Source organism: Variovorax sp. WDL1, from assembly GCF_001541225.1.
In the GTDB taxonomy this organism is placed as follows: domain Bacteria; phylum Pseudomonadota; class Gammaproteobacteria; order Burkholderiales; family Burkholderiaceae_C; genus Variovorax.
This window is the reverse complement of record NZ_LMTS01000009.1, coordinates 1-15,730: the sequence shown is the minus strand read 5'-3', so window position 1 is coordinate 15,730 and position 15,730 is coordinate 1. Positions and strand designations below refer to the sequence as shown.

Below are 15,730 nucleotides of genomic sequence, written 5' to 3'. Positions count from 1 at the left end.
GAGCCGCCGCCGGCCACCACGCCCGAGCAGCTCGCGAAGTTCATCCCGGCCCAGATGCAGATGTGGGCGGCGGTGGTCAAGCAATCCGGCGCGCAGCTCGATTGAGCAAGGGAGCCCTCGCATGAACAACACCACGCCCGGCGCGCTCTCCGGCATCCGCGTGCTCGACCTGTCCCGCGTGCTGGGCGGCCCCTACTGCGGCCAGGTGCTCGGCGACCACGGTGCCGACGTGCTCAAGATCGAGCCGCCTCAGGGCGACGACACGCGCACCTGGGGCCCGCCTTTCCGTGACGGCGTGTCCTCCTACTACCGCGGCCTCAACCGCAACAAGCGGGTGCAGCACCTGGACCTGGGCTCGGAGGAAGGCCGCGCCGCGCTGATGGCGCTGCTGCCCGAGGCCGACGTGCTGATCGAGAACTTCAAGACCGGCACCATGGAGCGCTGGGGCATCGGCTACGAGGCGCTTGCGCAGCGTTTTCCGCGCCTCGTGTGGTGCCGCGTGTCGGGCTTCGGTGCCGATGGCCCGCTGGGCGCGCTGCCGGGCTACGACGCCGCGGTGCAGGCCATGACCGGGATCATGAGCATCAACGGCGAAGCCGAGGGCGGGCCGCTGCGCGTGGGCCTGCCGGTGGTGGACATGGTGACCGGGCTCAACGCCACCCTCGGCGTGCTGCTCGCGCTGCAGGAGCGCGCGAAGAGCGGCCGCGGCCAGTTCGTCGAGGCGGCGCTGTACGACAGCGGCCTGTCGCTGCTGCATCCTCACGCGGCCAACTGGTTCCTCGACGGCGCGACGCCGAAGCGCACGGGCAATGCGCATCCCAACATCTATCCCTACGACGCGCTGGCTACCGGCACCGATCCGATCTTCGTCGCCGTGGGCAACGACCGGCAGTTCGCGAGCTTCTGCGGCTGCATCGGCCTGACCGGGCTGGCCGAAGACCCGCTGTACCGCGACGCCCGCTCGCGCTCGGTGAACCGCGAAGGGCTCAAGCAGCAGCTGGAAGCCGCGCTCGCAGGCTTCGACGGCCGCACGCTGGTCGACGCGCTGATGGCCGCCGGCGTGCCCGCCGCGCCGGTGCTGCCGGTGGATGCGGCGCTCCAGCACCCGCATACGGCGCATCGCGGGATGGTGGTCGAGCTTGAAGGCGGCTACCGCGGCATTGCCTCGCCGATCAAGCTGAGCCGCACGCCGGCCAGCTACCGCCACGCGCCGCTGACGCCGGGAGAACGGTTTCTCGAAGGCTGAAGCAGCCAGCGTGGTCAACCGGCTTAGGACTCGATCGGCAGCCCCAGGCTCAGCGGCACGCGCAGGTAGCCGCGAAAGCGCACGCGCCCACCGCGAACCACCGGCCCGCAAAGCCGGTAGTCCGGGAAGCGCGCGAGAAATGCGGAGATGGCAACCCGCGCCTCCAGCCGCGCGAGGTTCATGCCGACGCACTGGTGCGTGCCGGAGCCGAAGGCCAGGTGGCGATTGGGCGAACGCGTGATGTCGAGCCGGTCCGGCTCGGCGAACACCGCGGGGTCGCGGTTGGCAGCACCGATGCACAGCGTGATCCGCGTGCCGGGCTGCACCTCGACGCCGCCCACGCGGGTCGCCACGGTGGCAATGCGATTGCCCAGCTGGTTGGAGCTCTCGAAGCGCAGGAACTCCTCGATCGCACTGCGGATGAGTGAAGGGTCATCCAGCAGCCGCTGCTTCTCCTGCGGCCATTCGAGCAGTGCGACGAGGCCATTGCCGATCAGGTTGGTGGTGGTCTCGTGCCCGGCGTTGAGGATGAAGATGCAGTTCTGGTAGAGCTCGTTCTCGGTCAAACGGTCACCACCGTCCGCCTCGCCCTGGATCAGGCGCGTGAGCACGTCGTGCGCGGGGTCGCCCGGGTGCCTGCGGCGTTCGAGCACCAAGCCGCGCAGGTAGGCCACCATCTCCGTCACGGCGCGGTTGCCGGCTTCCAGCTGTGCCTCGCTGGGCTGCGGCTCCAGGGCGCCGAGGATGGCGAGCGACCAGTGGCGCAAGGGGCCTCGCTCCTCGCGCGGCACGCCGAGCAGGTTGCCGATGACTTCCACCGGGATGGCTGCTGCGAAGTCCTCGATCAGGTCCACTTCGCCGCCGGCGCGCTGCCGCTCCTCCATGCGGTCGAGCAGGCCCGCGACGAGGTGCGTGAGCCCGTCTTCCATCGATTCGATGGCGCGCGCCGTGAGCGCCCCGGCGATCAGCCCACGCACGCGCGTGTGCAGCGGCGGGTCGTTGAACACCAGGCTGGTGGTGTGGTGCTCGTAGAGCGGGCTGCCGACGCCGTACTTGGGTGCGTATTCAGCGCGCTTGTCAGAGCTGAAGCTGTGCGTATCCTTGTAGACCGCCACGCAGTCGGCATGGCGCGTGAGCAGCAGCGAGCCGTCGGGCATGCGCCGCACGGGCGTCGCCTCGCGCAGCGCGGCGTACCACGGATACGGGTTCTCATAGAAGGCCGGGCCGGGGCTGCGCAGGTCGAAGCCCGACAGGTCGGGGGAGGCAGGGGCCAGAACGCCCGATCGCGGAGCACGCGACGGTTTCGCAGGAGGCGCAGAAGAAGACATCGAATGGGCTCCTTGTCTCTTTCGCGCACTTTGCGCTTGTTTGCGCCTCTTGCGTCCCCTGCGTTCGGTCAGCCCGAGTTCAGACCAGCAGCGCGTTGACCCTGCGCACATAGGCGGCCGGGTCGGACGGCAGCCCGCCTTCCGCGAGCAATGCCTGGTCGAAAAGGATGTTCGCCAGATCCTCGAAATGCGGCGAGCCCTCGAGCTTCTTCACCAGCGGGTGCTCGGCATTCACTTCGAGCACCGGCTTGAGCTCGGGCGCCGGCTGGCCGGCCTGCTTGAGCATGCGCGCGAGCTGGGTGCTCATGCCACCGTCCTGCACCACCAGGCAGGCGGGCGAATCGACCAGGCGGGTGGTGACGCGCACGTCCTCGGCCTTGTCCTTGAGCGTTTCCTTGAGCCGCTCCAGCAGCGGCCTGAAGGACTCGGCCGCTTCCTCGGCGGCCTTCTTCTCGGCCTCGTCCTGCAGCTTGCCCAGGTCGACGGCGCCCTTGGCCACGCTCTGAAGCGGCGTGCCGTCGAATTCGGTCAGGTAGTTGAGCGCCCACTCGTCGACGCGGTCGGTCATCAGCAGCACCTCGATCCCCTTCTTCTTGAAGATCTCGAGCTGCGGACTGTTGCGGGCCGCGGCCAGGGTCTCGGCCGTGATGTAGTAGATCGCCTCCTGGCCTTCCTTCATGCGCGCCTTGTAGTCGGCGAAGCCCACGCTCACCGTGTCGCTGGTGCTGGAGGCGAAGCGCAGCAGCTTGGCAATGCGCTCGCGGTTGGCGAAGTCCTCGCCCAGGCCCTCCTTCAGCACGGCGCCGAACTCGGCGTAGAACTTGGCGTACTTGCCCGATTCGTCGCCGTACTCGGCCGCGGCTTCGGCGGCCAGGGTGGTGTCGGCGTTCTTGTCGACCACGTCGGTCACGCCGTCGGCCGGGTTGGGTGCGGGCACCGACTCGCCGGAGCCGATGTCGAGCTTGCCGTCATCGCCGCCGCTGCTGGTGGTCTTGCGCTGCTTCTTCGCCAGGTCTTCGAGCATGCCGAGCACGCGCTTGGTGCTGCCCTCGCGGATCGCCTTCACATCGCGGCTTTCCTGCAGCAGTTCGCGGCTCACGTTGAGGGGCAGGTCGGCCGAGTCGACCACGCCGCGGACGAAGCGAAGGTAGCTCGGCAGCAGGGCCTCGGCCTCGTCCATGATGAAGACGCGCTTGACGTAGAGCTTGACGCCCGCGCTCTTCTCGCGGTTCCAGAGGTCCATCGGCGCCTTGGAGGGGATGTAGAGCAGCTGGGTGTACTCGGTGTTGCCCTCGACGCGGTTGTGGCTCCAGGCCAGCGGCGGCTCGTAGTCGTGGCTGATGTTCTTGTAGAACTCGACGTACTGCTCGTCCGTGATGTCCTTCTTGGGCCGGCTCCACAGCGCGTTGGCCTGGTTGACCGGCTCCCACTCGCCGGTCTTGACCATCTGGCCGCCCTTGTTGTCCTCGCCCTCCTTCCACTCCTCTTTCTCCATGAGGATGGGCAGGGAGATGTGGTCGGAGTACTTGGAGATGATGGACTTGAGCTTCCAGAGGTTCAGGTACTCCTCGGCGTCTTCGCGCACGTGCAGCGTGACGCTGGTGCCCCGCTGCGGGCGGGTGACGGTGTCGACCTCGAAGTCGCCGGCACCGGCGCTGACCCAGCGCACGCCTTCCTCGGCCGGCAGGCCGGCGCGGCGCGACTCCACCGTGATCCGGTCGGCCACGATGAAGCCTGAATAAAAGCCCACGCCGAACTGGCCGATCAGCTGCGCGTCGGCCTTCTGGTCGCCCGAAAGCCGGCTCATGAACTCCTTGGTGCCGCTCTTGGCGATGGTGCCGAGGTTGTCGATGGCCTCTTGCTGCGACAGGCCGATGCCGTTGTCAGCGATGGTGAGGGTCTTGGCGTCGTTGTCGAAGGACACCCGCACTTCCAGCGTGGGCTGGTCTTCGTAGAGCGCCGGCTGGTCGATGGCCTCGAAGCGCAGTTTGTCGCAGGCATCGGAGGCATTCGAGATCAGCTCGCGCAGGAAGATTTCCTTGTTCGAGTAGAGCGAGTGCGTGACCAGGTGGAGCAGCTGCGCGACTTCGGCCTGGAAAGGAAGTTTGGTCTTGGAAAGCGTCATGACTGGCTGGAGCGGAATGGAAACGTGGGAGAGCTCGGGGCGAACAGAGAACTTTACAAGAGCGCGCCTGCGCGGGACCAACACGGAAGCAGGCCCAGCGGATCGCCGCCCCGACCGGCAAGGGCGGCCGGCGCGGCACCTAGGGAAAACCCCTGCAATGACGAGCAAACAAAAGCACTCACCCTGCAATAAGTGAGTACCTAAGTTCCAAAAAAAGGGCAAGTTTCTCGCCTACATTTGCCCACCTTTCGCCCAGAGCAACATGATGAAACGATTTCTTCTGGTGGCCGCTCTTGCCGCTGCCGCACCGCTGGCAGCGCGGGCCGAATCGAATTCCGTGACTGGCGCCAGCGCCCTTTCGGCCAGCGCGCGGCTGGACTTCGCGGTCACCATTCCCAAGGTGCTGTTCCTGCAGGTGGGGACGGGTAGCAGCTACAGCGACACCGCGGCGGTGGACAACATCAAGTTCACCGTACCGGCCACCAGCGTCGGCAACGGCGAGGCGTTGGCGGGCACCGGCGGCGACCTCTTCTCCTCCAGCGTTGTGACCGTACGCTTGCTCGGCAACAGCGGCGACATCTCGCTCAACAACACAACCACTGGCGCGCTGGACAGCGGCATCGCCGGCCATCCCACGGTGCCGTGGAGCGACATCCTCGTGACGACGAGCGCCCTGCCGAGTGCCACCTTCCGCTTCACCAACGGGGCCATCGCCCACCCTGTCTTCAACACCGGCGCGAGCGGCGGTCCGGGCGTGCCGGTCACGGTGGCGGCCACGGGCCGCATGGTGCGCCGGGAAGGCCTCTGGTTCTACAGGTACGCCAACAAGAAAGCACTGCCGGCCGGCACCTACGGCGGCTCGGTCGCCAACAACGGCCTCGTGGTCTACAGCGCCACCGTGCCCTGATGCGGGAGCAAGAGACGCCTTCCGGGTAAACACTTTTATCCACCCATCGCGGATTGTCCAAAGGCACTGCCACAACTTTTTAACGGAAGCATTTGATATCAATTTACTGAAAACTAAAGTATTCACTTTTAAGGCGAATAGTCACCTACATTGCGGCCACCCGCAACTCACCTCTTTCGGAAAGACATGAAAAAACTTCTCCTGATCGCTGCTCTTGCCACCATGGCACCGCTCATGGCCCAGGCCGAGTCCAAGTTCGTCACCGGCAGCGGCGCCCTGTCGGCCAGCGCGAAGCTCGATTTCAGCATCACCATTCCGCAGGTGCTGTTCCTGCAGGTGGGCACGGGCAGCTACGCGGACAACACCGCGGTGAACAACATCACTTTCGACGTGCCGGCCGGCAGCGTCGGCAACGGCACGCAGGTGGCCGGCACGGGTGGCGACCTGCCCGGCGGCAGCGGCGTCACGGTTCGCGTGCTGAGCAACAGCGGCAACGTCACCCTGGACAACACGACCAACGGTCCGCTGAGCAGCGGCGCCTCGGCCGTGCAATGGAGCGACATCCTCGTGACCGCCGACGCCCTTCCGGCGACCACCGCCGACTTCAGCAACGGCGCCATTGCCCATCCGCCATTCAACGCTGGCACCGGCGGCGGTACCTCGACAGCGCCCACCACCTTGACCGCCACCGGCGGCCTGGTGCGCCAGGAAGGCAGCTGGACCTTTGCATACGCCAACACGGCAGCGCTGCCGGCAGGCACCTACGGCAGCACCGAAGCCAACAACGGCCGCGTCACCTACACCGCGACCACGCCCTGATCCTGGGGGAGTGCCCAGTTGGCGCGCAGAAGCACGCTGCGACAACCCTGCGCCCCAGCACAGGCAAATGCCCCTTGAAGACCCCGCCCTGCTCCTTCCACCGCGGCCGGCAAGGCCCGTGGGTCCTTGCAACCCTGGTGCTCGGCGGCCCGGCGGGACTGCCCGCAGCGCACGCTTTCACGGTCGACATCACGCCCGGCCCGCGGGCGCTTTTCCTGCAGGTCGGCACCGGCACGATGACGGGAGGCACCTTCGACAACAACGGCACGCCGGGGGACAACGGCACCGTCAACACGGCGTCGGTCACGGTGCCCGGCGGGCAGCTCGGCTCCGGCAGCGCGCAGGCGATGACCACCAACAGCACCGTCACGGCCAGTGCGTGGAATGGCGCCGCGCTCTGCGCCTCGCCAGCTGCCACGGGGCAGGTGTACGTGGGCGGCTTCTATCGGAGGCCGGGCAACGGCGGCGGCACCGCCACGCTGAGCGTCAGCACGCCTGCCGGCCTGATCAACGCCAACGGCGACACGCTTGCGTTCGGCAACGTCGCCTGGACCTCGTCCGGCAACGGAGACGCCACGCCAACCATCCCGAACGGCTCGTTTACCGCGGGCGCCCAGACCTTGCTCGCGGTCACGCGCAACACCTGGTTCGAGAGCTGCCTGGCGTTCCGCTACCTCAATACCCAGTTGGTTCCCGCCGGCACATTCACAGGGCGTGCGATCTTCACGCTCGCGGCGCCATGAAGGCGCGCCGCGCGTCCTGCATCGTGGCCGCCTCGCTGCTCGCGCTGGCGGCCGCGGCACCGGCCGCCACCACCCATCGCGTGGACGACACCGGCACCTACCTCAGCCCACCCACGACGCCGATGCGCTGGCGCCAGCTGGCGCCCGGCCGCGCCGGTGACAACACGGTGGAAGGGCGTGCCACGGTTGCGCTGCGGCTCAACCTCTCGCCCTGGCTGAACCGCCCCGCACGCCTCTACATGGGCCTGGCGCCGACCGAGGGCGAACAGATGATCGCCGCCTGGCGCACCCAGGGCCGGCTGCTGCCCGGCTCCGTGCGTGGCGGCGGACGCACCCTGGTGTTCGAGGGCGTGGTACGCGAGCCCTTCCTGCAGGAAAGCATCGAGCTCGACCTTTCGGCCGACGGGCGAAGCGTGGACCGTGCGCAGTCCCTGCAATTCTTCTTCGAGATCGAGGTCACGCCGTGACGCATCCTTCCGGTTTCCTGCGCCGGCACCGCGCCGCCTTCCGCCTTGCCCTTGCCCTGGCGTCATCGGCGGCGGCCGTCCTGCCGGCCCAGGCCCAGTTCTCGCTGGCGGTCTCGCCACCGCGTTTCGAGCTCTCCACCAAGCCCGGCGAGCGGCTGCGCGAGGTGCTCGAGCTGACGCACAGCGACGCGCGCGCAGGCGCCTACAAGCTCAAGACAGCCGACTGGACGCTGCGTCCCGACGGCTCCGTCCATTTCAGCGACGAGTTGCTGCCCGGCAGCTGCCGCCCCTGGGTCGCGATCGAGCGGCGCGAGCTCAGCATCGCGCCAGGGCGCCCCTATCGCTTTCGATTCGAGATCGCACCGCCGGCCGACACGCCGCCCATGGAGTGCCGCTTCGCCGTGATGATCGAAGGCCGGGAGCCGGCGACCGCGATGGGCATGCCCATCGCACTGGGGGCGCGCATCGGCGTCATCGTGTACGTCGCCATCGGAGACGTTTCGCCCGTGCTTGAACTGGCGGGGACCGCCGTCAAGACCATCAATGGCCGTCCCACGCCAGTGATCAAGGTCCGCAACACCGGCAACGCGCACGGGCGGCTGGCCGGCTTCCTCGGCGGCAAGGATGCCGACGGCACGGCACTGGAGGTGCAGGCTTCCAACACCCCCATCATGGCAGGCGAGACACGCGAGATCGCGCTGGTGGCGACCAGGCCCGGCGACACCGAGACCGCTGTCGCGATCCGCTACCCCCTCGGCGTCAGCGGCAAGCTGGAATGGGGCCGCAAGGGCTCCATGGCCGTCGAGCAGCGATTCGCGCCGTGAGACGGAGGCTCGCGCGTGCCGCCCTCGGACTGTGCTGGGCGGGCGCCACCCTGGCCGGCGCGGCCGCGTGGGCGCAATCCGCGCCACACCCCGCGGCGCCGGCGGCACCGGCGGCACCGGCGGCCGGTGAGTACGTCGACCGCGTGCTCGACGACAGTCCGCAGGCCGCAGAGACCGACGACGAGCCGGTCGCCCGCGACACCGGCTGGCCGCGCGGCTGGAGCGTGGAGGCGCAGTCGACCCGGCAGAGCGGCATGGTGCGCCAGGCCAGCCAGTCGCTGCTGTTCTCCGGCCACCTGGACACGCCCGGCTACGGCTCCTTCTCCGCCAACCTCAGCCTGAACCGAAACAGCGCGCCGGTCGCGCCTGCCGGCCTCATCGGCAGCACCGGCAGCAGCTGGCGCATCGACCAGCGCCGCATGCCCTTCGACGGCGGCTGGTTCGGCAACAACAGCGTGGGCAACATCAACATGGCGAGCACGCCACTGGCGCGCGGTATCGGCCGCGTCTACCTGCCGAGCCTGCCGATCGAGGGCGTGGCCGCCACGCTGGAGCAGCCCGGCCGCACCAGCCTCAATGCCTCGGCGGGCCGGCTGGGCTACTTCGACGGGCTGAACTCCCAGGGCTTCACGACCGGGCGCGGCACCGCTGCCGGCCTGGGCGCGCAGACGCAACTGGCAGGCGCCGGGGCCGCGCTGGCGCTGGACCGGGTGGACGCGGCGGTGCAGGCAATCGAGACGCGCGACTTCACCCTCAACGGCGTACCCGGCTATGCGCAGAACACGCGCTCGGCCTGGACCGCCGTGGCCTGGCAGGGCCTGGCGCCGTGGGCCGATACGCTGGGCAGCGGCTTCGGCAGCCTGGCCGACAAGGTGGGCGGCATGCGCATCCAGGCCAACCTGGCGCGCAGCGAGGGCCGGCCCTCGCAGCCCGGCTCGCTGGCCCGGCACGACTCGGCCACCGGCGCCTGGATCGACGCCGCGTGGCGCAGCGAGCTGCTGCAGCAGGCCGCCTCGGTGTTCCATTTCGAGCCATCGCTGCGCTGGGGCGGCGACTCGCTGCCGAACGATCTGCGCGGCGCCTCCTGGCGAGGCGATATTTCGACGCGCCAGTGGCAACTGGGCGGCAATATCGAGTTCAGCGACAGCGTCAGCGGCCCGCCGCGCAGCTCGGCCTTCGGCAACCTCTTCGGCCGCTGGCGCTTCGACTCGCGCGATGCGGTTTCCGCCACCCTGGCCGCGCGCTCCGGCAGCTTCGCTGCGCAATCGGCGCAGGCGAGCTGGGAACACAAGTCCGATTGGGGCTACACGCAGTGGCGCACCGATCTCGCCCACGGCAACGCGCTGCGCGTGCTGCGCAGTGGGGTCGACCATGCATGGGCGGTGGGCGAGACGCAGTCGCTGTCGACCTCGCTGGCCCTGGAGCATTCGCGCGTGCAGGGTTTCAGCAAGCGCACGATGCACTGGGGCGTACTCGGCACCACGCCGCTGCCGGCCGGCGCGCGCCTGGACCTGAGCTTGCGTGGCAGCAACGGAACGGGCGACAACAGCGCGCGCTTCGTGAGCGCCAATGCCCGACTGAGCTGGCCGCTGGGCCTGGGCTGGTCCTTCATCGCCCAGTACACCGCTGCCCGCGGGCAGGAATCGCTGAACCCGGCGGTGATCTCGGCGCTCTCCGCCGCGACGCTGGCACCGGTGCTGGCCACGCCCTCCAGCCGCAACTTCATGGTGGCGCTGCGCTACGAGAACCGCAGCGGATTGGCCAGCGCCCCGATCGGCGGCATGCCCGGCAGCGGCGCGGGCCGGCTCGAGGGCCATGTGTTCTTCGACCACGACAACAACGGCCGGCACGAAGCCAGCGAGGGCGGCGTGGCCAACTTGACCGTGGTGCTGGACCGCCGCTACGTGGCGCGCACCGACGCCCAGGGCTTCTACAGCTTTCCACAGGTGGTGGCCGGCCCCCACGAGATCGAGCTGATCCAGGACAACCTGCCCCTGCCGTGGAGCAGCGCCGGCGCGGCCTCGCGGCGCATCGAGGTGCGCGTGCGCGACACTGCGACGGCCGACTTCCCTGTACAGAAAGAGCGCTGAGAAGCCGCAAGCGCCCCCGGCCACGCGATCTTTCGTGCGGTCATGTGAGCTTCCGGCCGGTTCGATCCGGGAGTGAAGGCTGCATCAACGGCGTGCTCTACGTCACAGACCTGAGGACACTCTGACCAGGACGCGCCTCGGGAAGCCGAGACCCGTTCGGGCATGCGCCGTCCTGCCGTTGCGCACCATCCTCCGCGCGCAGGACCACGGCGCCGCCGATGAAACCCGCGGCCAGCACGGCCGCCACGCTGGCGAACATGCGACGCCGGTTGACGTCGGGTCCGACGCCGATGGTGCTTCGATCCCACTTCGCTTGCGACATGTACGTTCCTCCTGGCCGAGTGCTTGACCGGCCTGCGCCACCAGCCCAGGGCGGCGAGCGGTGCAACATTGCGGCAGTTGACGCCGGGCGCCTCGTCCTGCCGTCCGCCCGTCGACGGGCGGACGCGCATCAGAGCCGGCTGCCGACGTTGGCGTTCGAGGTGCGCAGGTCCATCGGATGCGGCATGGTCGAGATGACCTTGCTGTTCACGCGCGAGCCGGAGGACACGTTCTGGTCCGGCGCCGCGGCTGCGCGCATGGCTTCGCGTGCCACGGCCTTGGAATCGGCGACCGCCGCGAAGGGCTCCGCGCCGCGCGAGCCGCGCACGACGTTCTGGTTGGGAGCGGAGGCAGTGCGGACCGCTTCCGCATCCACCTCCGCGCGGCTCAGGGCCGAGGTGTGCGCTTGCACGCCGTCATAGGTTTCGGCCAGGGCAGCCACCGAGGCCATGCCCGCGAGGGCGCTCAGGGTGGTGACGGCGAGGAACTTCAGGGAGGCTTGCATGGCGATCTACTCCAGGTGACTGGCAGGTCTCGCGCCGGATGCGACATGCGTCTCGGCTGACCTGGATAGCACTCTAGGCAGCCACACTGAGACGATCGTTAGGGAAAACTTAGCCCGGTGTTAGGGCCCCCGGCCCCCTCGGCGAGCGCCCGGACTCAGGCGCGCGCAACCGAAAGCAGCCCGTCGATGGCATGGACCACGCCTTGCCGCGCCTCGACCGTCGGCGTGCCCTCGACCAGCATCTTGCGGATCAGGCCCAGGGTGTTGAGGAGTTCGGCTTCCATGTCGGTGAGCAGCGGGATCACCTCGTAGCGCGGGTACTGGCCCCGCGCGCCCAAGGGACGGCCGGGTCCGGACAGATCCACGTTGTAGCCTTCGCAAATCGCTTCGGTCTGGGTCTTCATGGCTCGAGTTTGCCGAATTCCGCACGGGGCGGGGATTGCCTCAGCTCAGCTGCATGAGCTGCGACAGGCGGCGGCCTACGGTCTGCATCCGCGTGCCCTTTTCCCGGGCGCGACGCCGGGCCAACTGCTCGAGCGCCATGGCCACGGACTCGGCGCCCTCGTCGCCCTCCTCGGAGCGGCGGCGCCACTTCTGCGCGAGCGCCGAAAGCTGCTCGCTGCTGAGACGCTTGGGCGGCGAGTCCAGCTCGGATTCGGCCTGCGCCCGGCGTCCACCCACCGGCGGAAGCGTGGCGCGCAACAGGCGAAGAAGGCCGTTGGACGACCACTGAGTGCGGGTGTTATCGTGAACTTGCATGTAATACATTGTGCCTAGTTAAACACAAAGTAACAAGCAAAATTTTACTACTTTCGCCTGCTTTCAACGCAACAGATCTCAGGCGGGCAGATAGACCCGAGCGATCAGCCCGGTCCCGCCTTCCTCCTGCTCGCTGCGGTTGCTGAGCGCAATGCGCAGCCCGTGTCGCAGCGCCGCGGTACGCGCGATGGCAAGGCCCAGCCCGCTGCCGCCGGCCGAGGTGCCGGGCACGCGGAAGAAGCGGTCGAACACCCGCGCCATGAACTCCTGCGGAATGCCCGGCCCGTTGTCCACCACGTCCACCACCGGCTGGCCCTGCACCTCGTGCAGGCGCACGTCGACCACCCCGCCCTCGGGTGCGTGGCGCAGCGCGTTGTCGATCAGGTTGTCGAACACGCTGCGCAGTTCGGCGGCGGGTGCGCTGACCACGGGCGTGACCGTGCCGTCGAAGCCGACGTCGATGCGGCGCCGATCCGCCACCACCATCAGCTGGCCCAGGCTCTCGCGCAGCAGCGCGGCGACGTCCACCGGCTCGGCGGACGCAGCCGGTGCGGCGCTTTCCTGGCGCGACAGCCGCAGCAGTTGCTCGATCAGGTGCTGCGCGCGGGTGACGCCAAGTGACTCGCCCGCCGGGGCGAAATCCCGGCTCCGCACTCAACCCAACAGCAACGTACGAAATCAAGCGCAGGCAGACACCCCCAGCAGCTCAAAAGCCCAAAAGCCCAAAAGCTCAGAATCGCTCGTTCGCCCCCAGATACCGCCACTGCCCCACAGGCAGGTGTCCCAGCACCACGCGCCCGATGCGGATGCGCTTCAACCCCACGACCTTGAGCCCCACCAGCTCGCACATCCGCCGGATCTGACGCTTCTTCCCCTCGGTCAGCACGAAGCGCAGCTGCTCGGGGTTCTGCCAGTCGACCAGCGCCGGCTTGAGCGGCTGGCCGTCCAGGCTCAGGCCATGGCGCAGGCGCTGCAGCTGCTCGCGCGGGAAGGCGGCCTGCGGGTTCTGCGCCACCTCGCCGTAGCTCACGCGCACCAGGTATTCCTTCTCCATACCCGAGTCCTCGCCGATCAGCTGGCGTGCGATACGGCCGTCCTGCGTCAGCACCAGCAGGCCCACGGAATCGATGTCCAGCCGGCCGGCCGGCGCCAGCCCGCGCAGCTGCGGCGGCGAGAAGCGCAGGCGGCTCGGATCCTCGCGCCAGTGCGTGCGCGGGTTGATCAGCACCACGGCCGGCTCGTGGCCGTCCTCGGCCTGGCCGCTGACGTAGCCCATCGGCTTGTGCAAGAGGATGGTGACCTGCTGCTGCTGGTGGTCCTGCGCCTTGCGGTCGACCTCGATGCGATCGGCAGGCCCGACCTTGAGCCCCATCTCCGCGACCCGGCCGTTGACCTTGACCCACCCGTGCGCGATCCAGTCGTCGGCCTCGCGGCGCGAGCACAGGCCGAGCTCGGCCATGCGCTTGTTGAGTCGGGTCGGTTCGGGGGTATCTGACATGTGGAACGAGGGGCTCGGACGCGGCGCGCCATTGTCCGCCATTCGACAGAGCGGGCGCCGGGCCCACTGGCCGGATGGCACATCGCATTTCGGCAAGCCGGCGACCATACTGGAGCCAGCGCTTCGCCACCCTTCACCGGAGGACACGCCATGCCACGCTATGTCATCGAACGCACGCTCCCGGGCGCCGGACAACTGTCGGAACGCGACCTCAAGGCGCTCTCCATCAAGTCCCGCGGCGTCCTGCACGAGATGGGCCCCGAGATCAACTGGGTCGAGAGCTTCGTCACCGACGACAAGATCTACTGCATCTACGTCGCGCCCAACGAGGAGATGATCCGCGAGCATGCCCGGCGCGGGGGCTTCCCGGCCGACAGCGTGTTGCAGGTACGCGCCATCATCGGGCCGACGACGGCGGAGTGAGCGAGCGAGCGAGCGTCTCAACGTACCAAGCGGCAGCCGACGGCACCAGTACCGAGAGCCGGTACTCGGTGGGCGTCTGCACCGGCGCGCCGAAGTCATAAAGGCCGCAGGCCGTGCGCATTTGCACACTCGCGGGCTTTCTGTGGCTCGGCGGGGCGCCGCTTTGTGAATTCCTCGCTACCGGATCGTCCTCGGCTTGCGTACAACCGGCGCATGAACTGAAAGACGAGGAATCACGTGGAAACAGAAGCCATCGCACTCATCGTGGACGAACCGATTGCCGGCCACTTCTACTGGGTGCTGCAGAAGCAGGACGGCAGCGACTGCCGCCCCATCGACGCCGCCGAGGGGCCGATGCCCACCTACGGCGCGGCCATGATGGCCGGCATCGCGGCGCTGCAGCGGCGCGCCGATGCGCGCGGCCCCAGTGGCGCGCAGACGATGCACTGAGGACAGGCAACTCGAATCGAACTTTCGCGTGTTTCAGATACGCGAAAAGCCCATGATCTAGGTTGTTCCTTCGTTGCACCGCGAGCCCCGGCATTCGCGCTTCGATAAGATCGCCATCGCGAATCGCGCACCCTTCATTGCGCCCGATCCGGCACACTGCCCGCCCATCCTGCGCAGCCTTCAGGCTGCGCCTGAAACGAAGAGACAACACCCCATGATCCGAAAGCTGCTGACCTTCGCGGCCTTGGCACTGGCGTTCACCGCCGTGCAGGCCCAGCCCTACCCCGCCAAGCCCGTGCGCCTGATCGTGCCCTTCCCTCCCGGCGGGGGCACCGACATCCTGTCGCGGCTCGTGGCGACCAAGCTCACCGAGGTCAGCAAGTGGACCGTGGTGCCCGACAACCGGGCCGGTGCCGGCGGCACCATCGGCATCGCCGAGGCCGTGCGTGCGCAGCCGACCGGCTACGAGATCGTGATGGGCCAGAAGGACAACATGGTCGTCGCGCCCTGGCTCTACAAGAACCTCAGCTACGAGCCGACCAAGGACCTGATGGCCGTGGCGCACGTGGCCTATACGCCGGTGGTGATCGTCACGCGTACCGAATCGAAGTTCAAGACGCTGAAGGACGTGGTCGATGCCGCGCGCGTGGCACCCGACACCATTACCTACGGCTCGCCCGGCAATGGCACCACCATTCACCTGGCCGGCGAGATCTTCAAGAGCGCCGCCAACATCAAGATGCGCCACGTGCCCTACAAGGGTTCCAACCCGGCGATGATGGACGTGCTGGCCGGCAACGTGGACCTGATGGTGTCCTCGCTGCCCTCGGCGATGGGGCAGATCAAGTCCGGCAAGCTGCGCGCCCTGGCCGTGACCTCGGCCAAGCGCAGCAGCTCGCTGTCCGATGTGCCCACCGTCGCCGAGCTGGGCTACAAGGACTTCGACGTGAGCACCTGGTACGGCCTCTTCGCGCCGGCGGGCACGCCCAGGGAGATCATCACCACGTTGAACGCCGAGGTGAACAAGCTGCTGGCCACGCCCGACATGAAGGCCGCGATCATTGCCCAGGGCGCGGAGCCGCAGGGCATGACGCCGGAGCAGTTCGGCACGCTCCTGAAGACCGACTACCTGAAGTGGCGCGACATCGTGAAGGCGTCGGGCGCGGTCATTGAGTAGATAAGCCCACCCCCAGGTTGGCTCACTTCGTGTAGCCGCCCACCCCCT

The 15,730-nt window shown here is 68.4% G+C and carries 18 protein-coding genes; 10 read left to right on the top strand and 8 right to left on the bottom strand.

From position 1 onward, the window contains the following. Window positions 1-121 precede the first annotated feature (121 nt). Window positions 122-1,246 carry a CaiB/BaiF CoA transferase family protein gene (locus APY03_RS01175; RefSeq protein WP_068673125.1) on the top strand — a complete coding sequence of 375 codons (1,125 nt, stop codon included), beginning with the start codon at window positions 122-124 and terminating at the stop codon, window positions 1,244-1,246. Window positions 1,247-1,269: 23 nt separating this feature from the next. Here the strand turns inward: APY03_RS01175 and APY03_RS01170 are convergent, their stop codons facing one another. Together APY03_RS01170 and htpG are read right to left on the bottom strand one after the other, a co-directional pair. After that, entirely contained in the window at window positions 1,270-2,574 is a 1,305-nt protein-coding gene (locus tag APY03_RS01170; protein WP_102905139.1) for a cytochrome P450, read from the bottom strand. 79 nt (window positions 2,575-2,653) lie between these two features. Beyond that, a complete protein-coding gene (htpG, locus tag APY03_RS01165) occupies window positions 2,654-4,699 on the bottom strand; it encodes a molecular chaperone HtpG (RefSeq protein ID WP_068673123.1) in 2,046 nt (681 codons plus the stop codon). A 265-nt stretch (window positions 4,700-4,964) separates the two neighbouring features. Here htpG and APY03_RS01160 point away from each other — a divergent pair, with 265 nt between their 5' ends. From APY03_RS01160 to APY03_RS01135, 6 genes are all read left to right on the top strand, one after another. Next, window positions 4,965-5,606, top strand: a complete 642-nt coding sequence (locus tag APY03_RS01160) for a hypothetical protein (protein ID WP_068673121.1) — start codon at window positions 4,965-4,967, stop codon at window positions 5,604-5,606. Between the two features lie 186 nt (window positions 5,607-5,792). Further along, window positions 5,793-6,425: a hypothetical protein gene (locus tag APY03_RS01155; protein ID WP_068673119.1), complete on the top strand. Its 633-nt coding sequence runs from the start codon at window positions 5,793-5,795 to the stop codon at window positions 6,423-6,425. Between the two features lie 74 nt (window positions 6,426-6,499). After that, window positions 6,500-7,168, top strand: a complete 669-nt coding sequence (locus APY03_RS01150) for a hypothetical protein (RefSeq protein WP_068673117.1) — start codon at window positions 6,500-6,502, stop codon at window positions 7,166-7,168. Then, window positions 7,165-7,635, top strand: coding sequence for a hypothetical protein (locus APY03_RS01145; protein ID WP_068673115.1), 471 nt, complete (start codon window positions 7,165-7,167; stop codon window positions 7,633-7,635). Before APY03_RS01150 ends, APY03_RS01145 begins: the two co-directional genes overlap by 4 nt. After that, window positions 7,632-8,459: a hypothetical protein gene (locus APY03_RS01140; RefSeq protein WP_083944087.1), complete on the top strand. Its 828-nt coding sequence runs from the start codon at window positions 7,632-7,634 to the stop codon at window positions 8,457-8,459. Before APY03_RS01145 ends, APY03_RS01140 begins: the two co-directional genes overlap by 4 nt. After that, window positions 8,456-10,549: a carboxypeptidase-like regulatory domain-containing protein gene (locus tag APY03_RS01135; RefSeq protein ID WP_068673112.1), complete on the top strand. Its 2,094-nt coding sequence runs from the start codon at window positions 8,456-8,458 to the stop codon at window positions 10,547-10,549. Before APY03_RS01140 ends, APY03_RS01135 begins: the two co-directional genes overlap by 4 nt. Before the next feature lie 97 nt (window positions 10,550-10,646). Here APY03_RS01135 and APY03_RS01130 read toward each other — a convergent pair whose 3' ends face one another. The 6 genes from APY03_RS01130 to APY03_RS01105 all read right to left on the bottom strand — a co-directional run bounded on the left by APY03_RS01130 (window position 10,647) and on the right by APY03_RS01105 (window position 13,632). Further along, entirely contained in the window at window positions 10,647-10,871 is a 225-nt protein-coding gene (locus APY03_RS01130; protein ID WP_068673110.1) for a hypothetical protein, read from the bottom strand. A 129-nt stretch (window positions 10,872-11,000) separates the two neighbouring features. Beyond that, complete coding sequence (locus tag APY03_RS01125; protein WP_068673108.1) at window positions 11,001-11,375, bottom strand: DUF4148 domain-containing protein; 375 nt, start codon at window positions 11,373-11,375, stop codon at window positions 11,001-11,003. A gap of 155 nt (window positions 11,376-11,530) precedes the next feature. Next, window positions 11,531-11,779: a hypothetical protein gene (locus tag APY03_RS01120; RefSeq protein ID WP_068673106.1), complete on the bottom strand. Its 249-nt coding sequence runs from the start codon at window positions 11,777-11,779 to the stop codon at window positions 11,531-11,533. Between the two features lie 40 nt (window positions 11,780-11,819). Further along, a complete protein-coding gene (locus APY03_RS01115) occupies window positions 11,820-12,134 on the bottom strand; it encodes a hypothetical protein (protein ID WP_146039268.1) in 315 nt (104 codons plus the stop codon). Between the two features lie 78 nt (window positions 12,135-12,212). Beyond that, window positions 12,213-12,788, bottom strand: a complete 576-nt coding sequence (locus APY03_RS01110) for a sensor histidine kinase (protein WP_083944086.1) — start codon at window positions 12,786-12,788, stop codon at window positions 12,213-12,215. Window positions 12,789-12,864: 76 nt separating this feature from the next. Next, window positions 12,865-13,632 (bottom strand): pseudouridine synthase, encoded by a 768-nt coding sequence (locus APY03_RS01105; protein ID WP_068673102.1) that lies wholly within the window; start codon window positions 13,630-13,632, stop codon window positions 12,865-12,867. A 150-nt stretch (window positions 13,633-13,782) separates the two neighbouring features. Here APY03_RS01105 and APY03_RS01100 point away from each other — a divergent pair, with 150 nt between their 5' ends. The 3 genes from APY03_RS01100 (at window position 13,783) to APY03_RS01090 (ending at window position 15,682) form a co-directional block, all read left to right on the top strand. After that, window positions 13,783-14,055 (top strand): DUF4242 domain-containing protein, encoded by a 273-nt coding sequence (locus tag APY03_RS01100; protein ID WP_068673100.1) that lies wholly within the window; start codon window positions 13,783-13,785, stop codon window positions 14,053-14,055. Between the two features lie 237 nt (window positions 14,056-14,292). Next, a complete protein-coding gene (locus APY03_RS01095) occupies window positions 14,293-14,505 on the top strand; it encodes a hypothetical protein (RefSeq protein ID WP_068673098.1) in 213 nt (70 codons plus the stop codon). A gap of 214 nt (window positions 14,506-14,719) precedes the next feature. Beyond that, window positions 14,720-15,682, top strand: a complete 963-nt coding sequence (locus tag APY03_RS01090) for a Bug family tripartite tricarboxylate transporter substrate binding protein (RefSeq protein ID WP_068673186.1) — start codon at window positions 14,720-14,722, stop codon at window positions 15,680-15,682. The last annotated feature ends 48 nt before the right edge of the window (window positions 15,683-15,730 follow it).

Coding starts and splice junctions, on each gene's coding strand:
- APY03_RS01175 (WP_068673125.1), top strand. CDS start 122: ATGAACAACACCACGCCCGGCGCGCTCTCCGGCATCCGCGTGCTCGAC.
- APY03_RS01170 (WP_102905139.1), bottom strand. CDS start 2,574: ATGTCTTCTTCTGCGCCTCCTGCGAAACCGTCGCGTGCTCCGCGATCG.
- htpG (WP_068673123.1), bottom strand. CDS start 4,699: ATGACGCTTTCCAAGACCAAACTTCCTTTCCAGGCCGAAGTCGCGCAG.
- APY03_RS01160 (WP_068673121.1), top strand. CDS start 4,965: ATGAAACGATTTCTTCTGGTGGCCGCTCTTGCCGCTGCCGCACCGCTG.
- APY03_RS01155 (WP_068673119.1), top strand. CDS start 5,793: ATGAAAAAACTTCTCCTGATCGCTGCTCTTGCCACCATGGCACCGCTC.
- APY03_RS01145 (WP_068673115.1), top strand. CDS start 7,165: ATGAAGGCGCGCCGCGCGTCCTGCATCGTGGCCGCCTCGCTGCTCGCG.
- APY03_RS01130 (WP_068673110.1), bottom strand. CDS start 10,871: ATGTCGCAAGCGAAGTGGGATCGAAGCACCATCGGCGTCGGACCCGAC.
- APY03_RS01125 (WP_068673108.1), bottom strand. CDS start 11,375: ATGCAAGCCTCCCTGAAGTTCCTCGCCGTCACCACCCTGAGCGCCCTC.
- APY03_RS01120 (WP_068673106.1), bottom strand. CDS start 11,779: ATGAAGACCCAGACCGAAGCGATTTGCGAAGGCTACAACGTGGATCTG.
- APY03_RS01115 (WP_146039268.1), bottom strand. CDS start 12,134: ATGCAAGTTCACGATAACACCCGCACTCAGTGGTCGTCCAACGGCCTT.
- APY03_RS01105 (WP_068673102.1), bottom strand. CDS start 13,632: ATGTCAGATACCCCCGAACCGACCCGACTCAACAAGCGCATGGCCGAG.
- APY03_RS01100 (WP_068673100.1), top strand. CDS start 13,783: ATGCCACGCTATGTCATCGAACGCACGCTCCCGGGCGCCGGACAACTG.
- APY03_RS01090 (WP_068673186.1), top strand. CDS start 14,720: ATGATCCGAAAGCTGCTGACCTTCGCGGCCTTGGCACTGGCGTTCACC.